The organism is Mycolicibacterium monacense, assembly GCF_010731575.1.
Lineage (GTDB): Bacteria > Actinomycetota > Actinomycetes > Mycobacteriales > Mycobacteriaceae > Mycobacterium > Mycobacterium monacense.
Map to the genome: position 1 here is coordinate 5,009,225 of NZ_AP022617.1, position 14,374 is coordinate 5,023,598.

Sequence of the window (14,374 nt, forward strand, 5' to 3'; positions counted from 1 at the left end):
CGACGCTCACGGCACGATGACGATCTTCCCGTTGAGATGCCCCGCGCGACTCTCGTCCAGGGCGGCGACGACCTCCTCGAGCGGATAGGTGCGGCTGACGGCGACGGTGAGGCGGCCCCGGTCGATGAGCGTGACGAGTTCGCGAAGGGCCTCTCCGAGAACGCTTCCCGCACCGCCGACATGCAGTTGGATGCCCGTATCGGCGGCGTCGAACGCCACCAGTGAGAGGACACGGGCGGGGTCTCCGGTGAGCTCGATCGACATCGGTATCTCGCCGCGACCGGAGGCGTCGAGTACGGCGTCGACTCCCTGCGGGGCGGCCGCGCGCACCCGGTCGATCAGCCCGTCGCCGTAGTCGACCGGTGTCGCACCGATCGACCGCAGGTACTCGTGGTTGCGTTCGCTCGCCGTGCCGACGACGCGGGCGCCCCGGGCTGTGGCGAGTTGGACGGCGAACGTCCCGACACCACCCGCCGCCGCGTGGACGAGCAGCGTGTCACCGGCTCGCACCCCGAGTTTCTGCAGCACGGTGTAGGCGGTGCCGCCCGCACCTGCAAGAGAACCGGCCACCTCCCAGCTCATACCGTCGGGTTTGCGGACGAGGTCACCCGCGCCGGCCACGGCGTACTCGGCGAACGACGGTGTCGCCGAGACACCCAGCACCTCGTCTCCGATAGTCCATTCCGTTACGCCAGAGCCGATTTCGTCGACGACCCCGGCAACGTCCGACCCCGTTCCGGCGGGCAGCTGCAGGGGGATCTGCTCTCGCATGAAACCCGCGACGATCTTCCAGTCGATGGGGTTGACGCCGGCGGCTCGCACCGAGATGCGTACCTGCCCCGGCCCGGGCGTCGGGGGCGGTGCGTCGACCAGTTTCAGGACGTCGGGGTCGCCGTACTCGGCGAACTGCGCGGCGCGTGCCATGCCTGTCTCCCATCGGTTGAGGTGGTCCATGCGGTGCAACCACGGCAGGCGGCGCATTACTCCGCGGCAGGTAGCAGGTGCTTGCGCGCCTCCCGTTTGGAGAGCCCGCTGAGCCGGTCCTCCCGCGCAGCGACGAACCGCAGGACCCACGTCGGGTCGGTGCGGGCGTACTGGCGCAGCGCCCAGCCGATGGCCTTGCGGATGAAGAACTCGGTGTCGCCGGCGTTCGCGTCGATGGCGCAGGTCAGCAGCTCGAGGTCGGTTCGCTCCTTCGCGCTCAGTTGAGAGATGATCGCCGTCCGGCGCAGCCACAGGTTGTGGTCGGTCGCCCATCCGAGCACGATCGGCCGCACCTCGGCCGGATGCGACACCAGGATGGGGCCGATCAGATTGCCGGCGATCTCGTCCACGGTGTCCCACCAGTCTCCGGCGATGATCAGCCGCCGGTACAGCGGGATCCGGTCCGGGGTCTGGAAGGGCCGGTAACGCCGGTGGCGCGCGAGTTGGATTGCCGCGTAACGCTCCTCGCGGTGCGTCGCCTCGACGAACATGCGCTCGACGGCGTCCTCGAACGATGTCTCCGAGCCGAGGGGATGCGCGTCGAAGACCGGGCCACACAGTCGGCGGACGTCGGGTAGTCGGATGCCGTAGTAGGGCATCTGCGACTTCATGTACGCCTGCATCGCCGGTGCACGGTCCGGATCCGCTGCGGCGGCCAGTTCGCGCCGGACGCTGTCGATCAGCGCCACCATCTCACGCGACGGCCCACAACCCGAGGCTGAGCACGAAGGCGCTGAGCCCGAGCGTCGTCTCCATGACCGTCCACGTCTTGAGCGTCGTCTTCACGTCCATCCCGAAGAATCGACTGACCAACCAGAACCCGGAGTCGTTGACGTGTGAGAGCACTGTCGCACCCGCCGCGATGGCCATCACCAACGCCGTGAGCTGGACATTGCTCAGATCTGCCGTGGCGACCGCCGCGCTCAGGAGTCCGGCGGTGGTCGTCAGCGCGACGGTGGCCGAACCCTGGGCGACCCGAAGCAGCGTGGAGATGAGGAACGCCTGAAGGATCAGCGAGATACCGAGATTCGACAGTGAGCTGCTCAGCGCATCGCCGATACCGCTGAGCCGCAGCACGCCACCGAACATCCCGCCGGCACCGGTGATGAGGATGATCGCGCAGATGGGGCCGAGCGCGTTGTCGAGGATGTTGCTCACATCGGCCATCGACCTGCCCCGCAACCCCAGTGCCAGGGTCGCCACGATCACCGTGATCAACAGCGCGATCGAGGTGGTTCCGAGCAGCTTGAGATACTCGGCCCAGGTGGCGCCCTCCTCGATCACACCGGCCGTCATCAGGGTGTCGAGCACGGTGTTGAACGAGATCAACACGAACGGCAGCAGCAACACACCGAGCACCGTCATGAACGCGGGTGGTGTCCGGGTGGCGGTACGGGCCGTGCCGACGGCGCCGCCCGCGGATGGGGCGGATTCGTCGGCGTCGCGGCCCCCGTTGATCTCACCGAACAACGAGGTGGGAATGTCGACGTGCACTCGCCGCCCGATGAACTGGGATACCAGGAACGCACCGACGTACCACGACGCGACCGCGACCGGAACCCCGATGATCAGGGTGAGACCGATGTTGGCGCCGAGTAGTTCGGCGGCCGCGACCGGGCCGGGATGCGGGGGAACCAACGCGTGCATGGCCGCGAAGGCGCCGGCGGCCGGGAACGCGTACAGCAGCAGCGAGCCGCCGAAGCGCCGGGCGACAGTCATGATGATCGGCAGGAAGACGACCAGACCGGCGTCGAAGAAGATCGGGAAACCGAACAGCAGCGCGGCCACACCGAGTGCGAACGGTGCCCGCTTCTCGCCGAACCGGCCGATCAGGGTGTCGGCGAGAACCTGTGCACCGCCGGTGATTTCGAGGAGCCGGCCGATCATGACGCCGAACCCGACGAGCAGCGCCACCGAGCCGAGGGTGTTCGAGAAGCCGAACGCCAACGCGCTCGGGACATCGGCGACGGGGATGCCGGCGGCCAGCGCCGTCAGCAGGCTCACCAGTACGAGCGCCACGAACGCGTGGAGCTTCACCTTGATGATCAGGAACAGCAGGACCGCGACGGCGCCCGCGGCGATGAGCAGGAGCGTGGCGGTCCCGTATGCGGGATCAATGGCCTCCACGAGACCCCCCGACCGTCGTGATGTCAGTGCCCCGAATCATCGGTCCTCCTTCTCGGCTCCATGCGAATGCGTTGTGTTGACGTAACTTTCGATGATCGAATCGATGCTCTGGTCGATGTCGAGCGCGACGCCGTTCTCGTCGGGTTCGAGGGGTTCCAGCGTCTCGAACTGGGAGGCCAGCAGCGTCGCCGGCATGAAATGTCCCGGCCGGCTGGCCTGTCGTCTGCCGATGGTCTCGACTGAACCCGCCAGGTGGAGGAACTCGACGTCGGCGCAATGCCGCCGCAGCTGGTCTCGATACTTGCGTTTCAGGGCGGAGCAACTCATCACTCCGCCGTCGTGGTGCGCCGCCAACCACCCTCCGATCGACTCCAGCCAGGGAAGCCGGTCGTCGTCGTCTAGCGGGTGGCCGGCCGTCATCTTGGCGATGTTCTCCGGCGGATGGAAGTCGTCGGCGTCGGCGAAAGGAACCCGCAGCCGTTGTGCCAGTGCGGCACCCACCGTCGATTTTCCTGACCCCGAGACCCCCATGACGACGATCGGTGCTGCCATACCCTCCACCTGCTCCGTGTGTGCGACATCACATAGCTTGCATCAAAGGTCATACTATTGCAAGGGTCGCGCCGAAACTGGCTATCGCTACCGTCTGCACCGCGTCTCTGACATGATTTATCGATGCTCGATCGGCCGAATGCAGGCGCTCTTCACGGCAGTCTGGTGACTGCATTGGGGACCGCGATCGTGTCCGGTCGGTACCCGCCCGGCGCCGTCCTCACGCTGGAAGGCGTGAGCGCTGAGCACGGCGTGTCCCGCAGTGTCGCCCGAGAGGCAATCCGGGTACTGGAATCGATGGGCATGGTCGAATCGCGGCGCCGGGTCGGGATCACGGTGCGGCCCGCGGAGAAGTGGAACGCCTTCGACCCGGTGCTGATCCGCTGGCGGCTGGACGTCGGCGACCGGACCGCCCTGTTGGTGTCGCTCTCGGAACTGCGATTGGGCTTCGAGCCGGCCGCGGCGGCGCTGGCCGCGCGACGGGCCACCCCGCATCAGTGCCGGATCATGGCCTCCGCCGTGTCCGACATGGTGGTACACGGTCGGGCGGGGGACCTCGACGCGTACCTCGTGGCGGACAAGCTGTTTCATCAGACGCTGCTGGAAGCCAGTGGAAACGAGATGTTCCGGGCGTTGACCGGCGTCGTCGCGGAGGTGCTCACCGGCCGCACCCAGCACGGGATGATGCCCGCCAAGCCGAACCTGGCGGCGATCGCCCTGCATGACGAGGTTGCGCGGGCGATCCGGATGGGTGAGGCGAAGATGGCCGAGGACGCGATGCGCGCGATCATCGACGAGGCGGCATCCGCCGTCGTCGAGGACTCGCGGGAGCCCTGACCGCGCCGGCCCGCGGATAACGATTCAAAACCTGTTGTGTTGCGGGATGAAACATGCGCGCCGACGGTTCGGCCGCGCACACTATGGTCACGAGGTGCACCGGCGAACGGCCCTCAAGCTCCCGCTGTATCTGGCAGCCGCCGCGGCACTGGCCGAACTACCTCGGGCCGCCGCCGAGGCGAGTCGATGGTCGGCTGACCGCGCCAACGCTTGGTACGCGGCGCAGGGCTGGTTGGTCGGCGCCAACTACGTCACCTCGACCGCCGCGAACCAGATCGAGATGTTCCAGGCGGGCACCTACGACCCCCGTCGCATCGACGCCGAACTCCGGCTGGCGCAGCAGGTCGGGTTCAACACGGTCCGGGTGTTCCTGCACGATCTGTTGTGGGCCACCGACCGGGCCGGCTTCAGTCAGCGGCTTACGCAGTTCGTCGGCATCGCGGCGCGCCATCAGATCAAACCGCTCTTCGTCCTGTTCGACTCCTGTTGGGATCCGATGCCGAAGCCGGGCCGTCAGCGGGCGCCGATCGCCGGAGTGCACAACTCCGGCTGGGTGCAGAGTCCGGGTGCCGCCCGGCTGCAGGATCCGGGCTACACCCGCGTCCTGCAGAGCTACGTCACCGGCGTGGTCGGCCTGTTCCGCAACGATCCTCGCGTACTCGGCTGGGACGTGTGGAACGAGCCGGACAACCCGGCGCGCGACTACCGCAAGGTGGAACGCGAGGACAAACAGGAACTGGTCGCCGCGTTCCTCCCGCACGTCTTCCAGTGGACCCGCGCCATGAATCCGGTACAGCCGGTGACCAGCGGTGTCTGGCAGGGACACTGGCGGGATCCGGGTAGCCGCAGCACGATCTGCGGTCTGCAACTCGAGCATTCGGACGTCATCACATTCCACAGCTACGGCGATCCGGACGAGTTCGAGGCCCGTATCGACGAACTCGCCCCGCTGGGACGTCCGATCCTGTGCACCGAGTATCTGGCGCGGGGGATGGGCAGCACGGTGGAGGGAATCCTCCCGGTTGCCAAGCGGCGCAACGTCGGTGCCTACAACTGGGGTTTCGTCGCTGGGCGGACGCAGACGTACCTGCCGTGGGATTCGTGGAAGAAGCCCTACACCGAGCCTCCCGATCCCTGGTTCAGCGATCTCCTGCACCCGGATGGCCGGCCCTACGACGAGGACGAGATCCGCGTGATCCAGAAGCTCACCACCGGAGCGGCAGCATCGGCTCGATGAGCGCCAGTTCCGCCACGCTCACCCACGACGGGTTGGACTGCTGGGGTGAGCGCAACACCTCCAGCGAGCGCAGCTGCGGGACCGACGACACCCCGGCCGCCGTCACCGGTTCGGCGAACAGCGGGATGTGTACCGGCACCTGCAGTGTGCCGTCGTCGACCAGCAGTTCGCCGGTGATCCGGCCGGCGCCCCAGAAGCCCCGCAGGGGGTGCGCCGAAACCCAGAAGAGGACCCGCTGGCCGGGCGCGATGAGGCGTGACCGGTAGTTGTCGGCGACGCACCAGTGCGGCTTGGTCTCACCGGCGGCGACCATGGGTTCGATCGCGGTTCTGGCCGGGTTGCACTTGATGACCCAGGCGCCGAGCGTGTCGACGGACACGCGGCGACCTGACCGGCGCCGCAGCGCGGCGTCCAGCGTCCGATAGAGCTGTCCCAGTCGGCTGCGCCCGGTATCCGGTACGGGCATCGCCCGTACGGCACGCCGGACGTCGGCATTCGAATGCTCTGCAGCCCAGATCAATTCGGTATCTGCCGCGTCCGGCTCGCTGGTGCTGAACTCCCGCGCTTGTGCGGCATGGACCGCGGGCGCCAGCAGGTGCTTGGTCTGTCTGGCCGCGGCGACACCGTTCAGATCGAGGTGCGTATAAGCCACCGCCACCGCCATCTGTGCGGCGCGGGCCGCGGACGCCGCAGAGCGGTCGTCGGTCTCGCGGGCTGCTGCCAGCGCGCCGAAGGCCAGGGTTCGCATCCGCTGGTCGCGTCGTGCGCCGTGACCGAAACTCCTCGCGGCGTCGACGGCCTCGCGCGGCCGGTGATCGCCCGGCGCCGCCGCCTCGTAGAGGGGAAGCGCACGCGCCGCACAGTCCGCCGCCCACAGGGCGACGGGCCGGAGCGCGTCGACGGTGTTCAGCGGAAGCGGACGTTCATCGTCGCCAGGCCGAAGATCTTCTTGCCCTGCGACTTCGCCGCGACCACGATGACGCCGGAGCGCGTCGCCGGGTCCAGCGATTTGATGCGCCCGCTGAACTCGATGTCGGCGCCCTCCTTGGCCGGCACGATCGCGGGCGCGGACAGCCGCACCGCGTAGCGGGTGACCGCACCGGGGTCACCCGTCCATGCGGAGGCGAATCCGGCGCCCAGACCCATGGTGAGCATGCCGTGGGCGATCACGTCGGGCAGTCCGGCCAGTTTGGCGATGTCCTCGTCCCAGTGGATCGGGTTGGCGTCACCGGCCACGCCGGCATAGTTGACGAGGTCACCGCGGGACAGCCGGGTGTGGCGCACCGGCAACTCGTCGCCGACCTTCACGTCGTCGAAGGACGGCGTCCCGGGTGTGCGTGTCAGGCCGCCGTCGGCGATGCGCACGTCGCCCTCCGGACGGACGGTCTTCTCGTAGTGGCCGTCGAGGCTGCCGACGCCGGAGAAGTCCACGTCGTGCATCATCGCGTTCTGCACGGCCGTCTTCACCTCGGGATTGAGGTCCTCGGCGGTGACGCCGACCACCGTGGTGTGCAGGGTGTGCACCCGTTCGCCGGCCGTGTCGGTGAAGGTGTTGGTGACCGTGATCATGTCCCGGCCGGCGATCCTGCGCACCGACGTCAACTCGACGTCGACCCGGAGTTCGTCCCCGGCCACGATCGGGCGGTGCTGCTCGAAGACCTCCTCGGTCTGCAGGTAGGTGTCGTAGCCGACGACGATCTGCTCGAACATGCGGCGGTTGCAGGACATGCCCGGGGCCGACGTGAACGTCAGTGGCGCCACCAGACCCGAATATCCCAGGTCGGCGGCGGCGGCGACGTCCCAGTGCGCCGGGTGATAGTCCTGCACGGCACGGGCGTATTCGCGGACCTTCTCGCGGCCGACCAGATAGGTGTCATCCATCTGGTAGTAGTGGCCGACCCGGGCTTCGAGCGGCGACGCTTCTGGTGCTGCGGTCATGAAATTCACTCAACTCTTCTATCGGCACGTCGCGGACGGCGACCCCAGCACATTAACCGGCGCGTCATGCCAGGGCGTCGCCGAGCTTGTTCAGCAGTTCGGTGAGCAACTTCTTCTCGTCGTCGCTGAATCCGGCGAACATCTCGTGCGCGGCCTCGGTGTACAGCTCGCGCCAGGCCCGCGCTTGTTCGCGGCCCTCCGCCGTCGTCGTCAAACGCACTGCGCGACGGTCGTTCTCATCGGGCGCACGGACCACCAGCCCCTCGCGCACAAGGGCATCGACGAGCGTGGAGGCGGTCGCCTGGGTGATGCCCACCGCGCGCGCCGCATCCGCGGACCGGACCGGCTGCAGACGCTCGATCTCGGCGAGGAGTTTGGAACGGGGTGTCGAGACGCCATGGTCGCCGAGCCGCTCGTCGAAGGCGCGGACAACCGATTTGGCGGCGCGGCCGAACGCATCGGCGAGTTGCGCCGCGACCTGCTGGTCATCCACCAGAGAACTCCTCAGAACGGTTGACCAGAATATCAGCCCTCGTATAGTTTGATGACAGATAGTTAGATACCTAAGGAAAGGCCGATGCCCTGATGTCCACGACGTTCCCCCTCGGTCCGTACACCGTCCGGCGAGTCGGATTCGGCGCCATGCAACTGCCCGGACCCGGAGTGTTCGGGCCGCCACGCGACCACGATCAGGCCATCGCCGTGCTGCGGCGCGCCGTCGAACTCGGTGTCGATCACATCGACACCGCGCAGTTCTACGGTCCGAACGTCGCCAACGAACTCATCCGGGAGGCGCTGCACCCGTACCCCGAAAGCCTGGCCCTGGTCAGCAAGGTCGGCGGCAGACGCGACGACCAGGCCAACTGGCTACCCGCCCAGGAGCCCGACGATCTGCGCCGCGACATCGAGGCGAACCTGCGCACCCTCGGGGTGGACCGGCTCGCCGCGGTGAACCTGCGGGTGTTCGGTGATGACATCGGCGGTCCCGCCCAGGTCGACCGAAACCTGTTCGAACGGCAACTCGACGCGATGATCGCCGCGCGCGACGAAGGTCTGATCGTCGGGATCGGGCTGAGCAGCATCTCCCGCGAGCATCTGGAGATCGCGCTCGAACGCACCGAGATCGCCTGCGTGCAGAACGCGTTCAACCTCGCCGACCGCACCTCCCAGCCGGTACTTGACCTGTGCGTCGAACGGAACATCGCGTTCGTGCCGTTCTTCCCGCTGGGTTCGGGGTTCGTCGCGGACAACCCCGTCCTCGGTAACCCGACCATCAAACGCGTCGCGGAGCAGCTGGGCCGGACTCCGGCACAGGTCGCCCTGGCGTGGACGCTGAACGTGGCCCCGAATGTGCTGCTGATCCCCGGTACGTCGTCGGTCGCCCATCTCGAGGAGAACCTGGCCGTCGCCGACATCGACCTGCCTGCGGAAGTGGCGATCTAGAGGTCACCCGTGTGCTGGTGCGGTGAGATTCAGGGCAATGTCGGATGCACCGGCCGCGGGCGGGCGAGGCGAGTAGCTGATGCCGTTGGGCCCCTTACCCACCGGGATCGTCGTGGACACCCTCTCGCCGGCCAGATCGATGACCGACACGCTGTCGTCGTAACTGTTGGTCACCCACGCGCGGCGACCGCTGGAATCGATCACCACCCCGTGCGGGCCTGCCCCGGTCTCGACGGTGGCGCGCACCGACATCGTGCGGGTGTCGATCAGCGAGGCGGCATGCCCGGGGGCGTCCGGGCTGCCCTGGTCGGCGGATACCACCATCGCGTCGTCGGGGCTGAGGTACACCTGCACCGGTGCCGCAGACACCGCGACCCTGCCGACCACCGTTCGGCTGTCGAGGTCGACTTTGACCACCGACGCCGGATCTGTGACCCCGGTGTAGGCGTGCCGCCCGTCCGCGCTGACCGCAACCTGGGCGGGTCCCTCACCGACCGGCACCGAGAACGTCTTCTGGTCGGTCCGGGCGTCGATCACATCCAGTGCGCCGGTCATGTGATTGGCGACGACGATCACCGAACCGTCGGGTGCCGCGCGTAGCCCGTGCGGCATCCCGCCCACCTCGATGCGGCCCAGCGACCGCAGGTCCTGACCCTGGAACACCGACACGGTGCCGGCTTCGGAGTCGGCCACATAGACCTTGCCGTTGGGCGCCTCGATCACATGCGCCGGATGGGAGCCGGTCTCGGCGGTCGCGGCGACGGTGTAGGTATCGGCGTCGATGGCCACGACCGTGTCGGTCCCGGCGCTGGTCGCGTAGACCACGGCGGCGTCCCGACCGACCTGGACGTTGTGCGGCGCCTGAATGCCGGTCAGGGTGGTCGCCACGGAATCGGCGGTCGTATCGAGCACCGTCAGGCTGTTCCCGCCCTCATCGGCAACCCACAACGATCCGGTCACTCCGGCCGACCGCGGGGGCGGAGTCGGGCGCGGCGGTGACTGGCCGGCGGTCTCGGGGTCACCGCCGGCGCAGCCCGCAAGCGCCACTGCCAGCAGTAGGGCGGACAGCAGCGCTTCCGTTCGGAGTTTCATCTGGCCTCACCGGCAGAGGGCTACAGCGAGTCCAGAATCTGCTTCATGGTGTCGATCTCCTTCTTTTGACTGGTCACGATCGACTTGGCCAACGCGACGGTGTCTGGGAACTGGCCGTTGTCGATCTCGTTCTGCGCCATGGTGATCGCACCCTCGTGATGCCGGATCATCTGGGTCAGGAACAACCGGCTCGCGTCGACGCCCTGGGCGTTGCGGAGTGCGTCCATATCGGCCGGCGACATCATCCCGTCCATACCGGCCATCCCGCCCATACCGGGCATGCCGCCCATACCGGGCATCATCGGACCGCTCGACGTACCACCGTGGTGTGGTCCCATGTCCCCGCCCGGAGCGTTCGGCCCCGGCATGCCCCACTGGTCGAGCCAGCCCTGCATCTGCTTGATCTCCGGGTCCTGCGCGGCCTTGATCTGCCTGGCCATGTCGATGACCCGCGAGTCGATGCCCTCCTTGGCCGCGACCATGTCGCTCATCTCGATCGCCTGCTGGTGGTGCGGGATCATGTGGCGCGAGAACATCATGTCGGTCTGGTTGTGCGATGCCGCGGGAGCCGCGCTCGACGTCTGAACGGGTGCGGGCGCGGGTGACGCCGCCTCGTCGTTTCCGGAGTTGCCACACGATGCGATCGCCGTCACCAGCGCCACCGCGGCTCCTGCTACCAGAACCTTGTTGCTGTGCACAACGCTTCCCTTTCGACCGTCGGACGTTCGGTACCGGGCCAAGCCTTCCCGCGTGACGTGGAGCGGGCCTGGTGGTCCTGTGAAGATTCGGTATAGAAACCGCCGACTGGTCCGGCGCCGGTCGGCCAGGCGCGCATACTCGGCGGGGTCATCACCGAGAGCGCGGCCCCGAGGAACAGCGTGACCGACCCCCACCGTCATCGCGACGCTCCTGTGGCAGCGGGTGTCCGCCCGGTCGACCACGCCGGCTCTGACACCCACAGCCATGACACCCACGGCCATGACGGCCATGGCGGTGATCACGTCGCGCAGTTTCGGCGGTTGTTCTGGGTCAACCTGGTCATCGCAATACCCGTCGTCGCGTTCTCGACCATGTTCGCGATGCTGATCGGCTATCGGCTCCCCGACTTCCCGGGCGCCCGGTGGATCGCACCCCTCCTCGGTACGGTGATGTACGCCGTCGGCGGGCGGCCCTTCCTGACCGGCGCGAGGAGCGAAATCCGTTCTCGCAAACCGGGAATGATGTTGCTGATCGGCCTGGCCATCACCGTCGCGTTCGTCGCGTCCTGGGGCGCCACCCTCGGGCTGCTCCACCACGAACTGGAGTTCTGGTGGGAGCTGGCGTTGCTCATCGTCATCATGCTGCTCGGTCACTGGGTCGAGATGCGGTCACTGGCCCAGACGACCTCCGCATTGGATTCGCTTGCGGCGCTGCTCCCCGACGAAGCCGAGAAGATCGACGGTGACCGCACCGTCATCGTGCCCCCGGCGGATCTGCGCGTCGGTGACGTGGTGGTCGTACGGCCGGGTGGCAGCGTCCCGGCGGACGGCCGGATCGTCGACGGCCGCGCGGACATGGACGAGTCAATGGTGACCGGAGAGTCCAGACCGATCGCCCGCGGTGTCGGCGACGCCGTTACGGCCGGCACCGTAGCCACCGACTCCGGACTGCGGGTCGAGATCACCGCCACGGGCGACGACACCACCCTGGCCGGGATCCAGCGTCTGGTGACCGAGGCGCAGAACTCGTCGTCGCGAGCACAGCGCCTCGCCGACCGGGCGGCCGGCTGGCTGTTCTGGTTCGCCTTGGCCACCGCGGCGGTCACGGCGGTGGTGTGGACGATGGCCGGCAGCCCCGACGCGTCGGTCGTGCGAGCGATCACCGTGCTGGTCATCGCATGCCCACATGCGCTGGGTCTGGCGATCCCGCTGGTCGTGTCCATCGCCACCGAACGGGCCGCCCGAGGCGGCGTGCTGGTCAAGGACCGGCTGTCGCTGGAGAGTATGCGCACCGTCAACGCCGTGCTGTTCGACAAGACCGGCACCCTGACCAAGGGCGAACCGACGCTCGTTGCGATCGAACCGGTCGGCACTCTCGGCGCCGACGGTGTGTTGGCGCTGGCGGCCGCGGCGGAGAGCGACAGCGAGCACCCCCTGGCGCGGGCGATCGTGCGCGCCGCCGAGGAGCGTGGCCTCACCGTGCCACGCGCCACCGGGTTCTCCTCCGCTCCGGCTGTCGGGGTGACCGCGACCGTCGACGGACGGGAGATCCGGATCGGGGGTCCCCGCCTGCTCGAGGAGGTCGGCGCAGAGGAAGTCGGGACCGCGGCGGCGTGGCGGGAGGAGGGCGCGATCATCCTGCACGTCGTCCGCGACGGCGACGTGGTCGGCGGCCTCCGCCTGGCCGACGAGGTGCGCCACGAATCCCGCGAAGCCGTCGAGGCGCTGCACAAGCTGGGCATCGAGGTGGTCATGATCACCGGTGACGCGGAAGCCGTCGCCCATGCCGTCGGCGATGAGCTCGGCATCGACCGGGTGTTCGCAGGCGTGCGTCCGGAGGACAAGGCCGCCAAGGTATCCGGGCTGCAGCGCGAGGGCAGGAAGGTCGCCATGGTGGGCGACGGGGTCAATGACGCCCCCGCGCTCGCACAGGCCGACGTCGGGATCGCGATCGGCGCCGGCACCGACGTCGCGATCGCGTCGGCCGGTGTCATCCTGGCGAGCTCGGATCCTCGTTCGGTCCTCTCGGTGATCGAGCTGTCCCGGGCGAGCTATCGCAAGATGAAGCAGAACCTCTGGTGGGGTGCGGGATACAACCTCATCGCCGTGCCGCTGGCCGCCGGGGTTCTGGCGCCGATCGGTTTCGTCCTGCCGATGTCGGTCGGGGCGATCCTGATGTCGCTGTCGACGGTGGTCGTGGCGCTCAACGCACAACTGCTGCGCCGGATCGACCTGAGACCGGAGGCCAGTACCCGCGCAATTCTCGACCGGTAGACCCGCAGTCGGCTAGTGGGCGTGTTCCCCGTGCTCGTCGTGGGCCGGCGGCGTGTCGACGGGTGCCGGCGCCTGGGGGATGGTCCCGAGCGGTGCGGTATCCGACGGGGGAGCGGCCGGCGGCTCGGGTCGGTGATGGCTGTGGGCCTCGGCGTGTTCCGCGCTCGGATGGGGGACCTCCGCGCCTGCCGGCGTGTGGTGACCGTGCCGAAGACCCGAGGCCACACCCACGGTGGACGCCAGCGTGACGACGCCCACGGCGCCGAGCAGGATCAGCGCGTTCGCGAGCGCGGGGATCTGCTGACCGAAGTGGCCCCGGTAGAGCACCCAGCCGGCTCCCATCACGACATAGATCTGGAGCAGCAGCGCACAGAGGTCCGCGGCCTGCACCCGTTCGGGCATTCCGGCGTGCGGGCCGAACGGCGCTCCCGCGGTTCTCGACACCAACCACAGTGCGACCGCTCCGACATTGAGCAGAACCCCGGCGACGAGCACTTCGGTGGTGGCCCGGCCCAGTGCGGCGAACGCCCAGATCAGTTGGAAGACGGCGATCGAGACGAAGAACACCCCCGCCGCCGGCCACTCCTGCCAGTGGGTGGGTACGACGGCGAAGTGGATGACGGCAGCGCCCAGCGAGGCGAGCGCCGCAAGTCGAGCCGCCAGCTTGCTGTCCGTCTTCGTCGCTGCTCTGGGTGACATCCGTTCGATGGTGACAGCCACGGCCCGTTTTCCCCCGGGGTGACATCACATCTCAACCCGACCGATATTCGGCCGTCATCCGTCGCCGACGGTGCGACGTACGCTGAGCAACGATGTGTGCTCCGAGGGATTCGATCCGGTGAGCGCCGGTGAGCAGGAACCGGACTACCGCTTCACGCTGGCCAACGAGCGGACGTTTCTGGCGTGGATCCGGACGTCGCTGGCGTTGATCGCCGGTGGCATCGCGGTGGTGCAGTTCGTGCCGTCTTTCGGGATACCCGGTGTGCGGCACGGCCTCAGTGTGGCGCTGACCGCCGGGGGTGGGGTGCTGGCGGCGTTGGCCGTGCGGCGCTGGCAACGCGTGCAGGCCGCGATGCGCCGGGACGAGGACCTACCGGCCACCCGCGTTCCGGTGCTGCTCGGCGGGACCATCTTCCTGATCACCATGGTGGTTCTCGTGGTGCTGGTCATCTGGCCTCCGACCGGGCCGTGA

The 14,374-nt window shown here is 68.2% G+C and carries 15 protein-coding genes; 5 read left to right on the plus strand and 10 right to left on the minus strand.

Features of this window, described 5'->3' with window-relative positions:
- Positions 1 to 6: 6 nt before the first annotated feature.
- From G6N49_RS23890 to G6N49_RS23905, 4 genes are read right to left on the minus strand one after another with little or no spacing between them, the layout of a single operon-like run.
- Positions 7 to 924: an NADP-dependent oxidoreductase gene (locus tag G6N49_RS23890; protein ID WP_170314013.1), complete on the minus strand. Its 918-nt coding sequence runs from the start codon at positions 922 to 924 to the stop codon at positions 7 to 9.
- A 56-nt stretch (positions 925 to 980) separates the two neighbouring features.
- Positions 981 to 1,676: a DNA alkylation repair protein gene (locus tag G6N49_RS23895; protein WP_011562702.1), complete on the minus strand. Its 696-nt coding sequence runs from the start codon at positions 1,674 to 1,676 to the stop codon at positions 981 to 983.
- 1 nt (position 1,677) lies between these two features.
- Entirely contained in the window at positions 1,678 to 3,111 is a 1,434-nt protein-coding gene (locus G6N49_RS23900) for a GntP family permease (RefSeq protein WP_011562701.1), read from the minus strand.
- Positions 3,112 to 3,147: 36 nt separating this feature from the next.
- Complete coding sequence (locus G6N49_RS23905) at positions 3,148 to 3,663, minus strand: gluconokinase (protein WP_083044962.1); 516 nt, start codon at positions 3,661 to 3,663, stop codon at positions 3,148 to 3,150.
- 123 nt (positions 3,664 to 3,786) lie between these two features.
- Between G6N49_RS23905 and G6N49_RS23910 the strand changes: the two genes are divergently transcribed.
- Both G6N49_RS23910 and G6N49_RS23915 read left to right on the plus strand, forming a co-directional pair.
- Positions 3,787 to 4,500 (plus strand): FadR/GntR family transcriptional regulator, encoded by a 714-nt coding sequence (locus tag G6N49_RS23910; protein WP_011562699.1) that lies wholly within the window; start codon positions 3,787 to 3,789, stop codon positions 4,498 to 4,500.
- Between the two features lie 94 nt (positions 4,501 to 4,594).
- Positions 4,595 to 5,737, plus strand: a complete 1,143-nt coding sequence (locus tag G6N49_RS23915) for a glycoside hydrolase 5 family protein (protein WP_041310370.1) — start codon at positions 4,595 to 4,597, stop codon at positions 5,735 to 5,737.
- Here the strand turns inward: G6N49_RS23915 and G6N49_RS23920 are convergent.
- The 3 genes from G6N49_RS23920 to G6N49_RS23930 all read right to left on the minus strand — a co-directional run bounded on the left by G6N49_RS23920 (position 5,706) and on the right by G6N49_RS23930 (position 8,168).
- A complete protein-coding gene (locus tag G6N49_RS23920) occupies positions 5,706 to 6,746 on the minus strand; it encodes a putative immunity protein (protein WP_327180282.1) in 1,041 nt (346 codons plus the stop codon). The two genes, G6N49_RS23915 and G6N49_RS23920, sit on opposite strands and share 32 nt — an antisense overlap.
- Positions 6,644 to 7,675, minus strand: coding sequence for a fused (3R)-hydroxyacyl-ACP dehydratase subunits HadA/HadB (locus tag G6N49_RS23925; protein WP_011562696.1), 1,032 nt, complete (start codon positions 7,673 to 7,675; stop codon positions 6,644 to 6,646). The genes G6N49_RS23920 and G6N49_RS23925 overlap by 103 nt, the downstream gene beginning before the upstream one ends.
- 64 nt (positions 7,676 to 7,739) lie before the next feature.
- On the minus strand, positions 7,740 to 8,168 hold the full coding sequence (locus G6N49_RS23930; protein ID WP_011562695.1) for a MarR family winged helix-turn-helix transcriptional regulator: 429 nt from the start codon (positions 8,166 to 8,168) through the stop codon (positions 7,740 to 7,742).
- Between the two features lie 92 nt (positions 8,169 to 8,260).
- Here G6N49_RS23930 and G6N49_RS23935 point away from each other — a divergent pair, with 92 nt between their 5' ends.
- Positions 8,261 to 9,118, plus strand: coding sequence for an oxidoreductase (locus G6N49_RS23935; protein WP_011562694.1), 858 nt, complete (start codon positions 8,261 to 8,263; stop codon positions 9,116 to 9,118).
- A 3-nt stretch (positions 9,119 to 9,121) separates the two neighbouring features.
- On the opposite strand, the gene G6N49_RS23940 is transcribed toward G6N49_RS23935, so the two are convergent.
- Both G6N49_RS23940 and G6N49_RS23945 read right to left on the minus strand, forming a co-directional pair.
- On the minus strand, positions 9,122 to 10,210 hold the full coding sequence (locus G6N49_RS23940; RefSeq protein WP_011857563.1) for a YVTN family beta-propeller repeat protein: 1,089 nt from the start codon (positions 10,208 to 10,210) through the stop codon (positions 9,122 to 9,124).
- 20 nt (positions 10,211 to 10,230) lie between these two features.
- The gene (locus G6N49_RS23945) at positions 10,231 to 10,908 is read right to left on the minus strand and encodes a DUF305 domain-containing protein (RefSeq protein WP_011562692.1); all 678 of its coding nucleotides are present in this window, start codon (positions 10,906 to 10,908) and stop codon (positions 10,231 to 10,233) included.
- 180 nt (positions 10,909 to 11,088) lie between these two features.
- Between G6N49_RS23945 and G6N49_RS23950 the strand changes: the two genes are divergently transcribed.
- Entirely contained in the window at positions 11,089 to 13,182 is a 2,094-nt protein-coding gene (locus G6N49_RS23950) for a heavy metal translocating P-type ATPase (protein ID WP_083044950.1), read from the plus strand.
- A 12-nt stretch (positions 13,183 to 13,194) separates the two neighbouring features.
- On the opposite strand, the gene G6N49_RS23955 is transcribed toward G6N49_RS23950, so the two are convergent.
- Entirely contained in the window at positions 13,195 to 13,881 is a 687-nt protein-coding gene (locus G6N49_RS23955) for a hypothetical protein (protein ID WP_179967789.1), read from the minus strand.
- Between the two features lie 139 nt (positions 13,882 to 14,020).
- Here G6N49_RS23955 and G6N49_RS23960 point away from each other — a divergent pair, with 139 nt between their 5' ends.
- A complete protein-coding gene (locus G6N49_RS23960) occupies positions 14,021 to 14,374 on the plus strand; it encodes a YidH family protein (RefSeq protein WP_011562689.1) in 354 nt (117 codons plus the stop codon).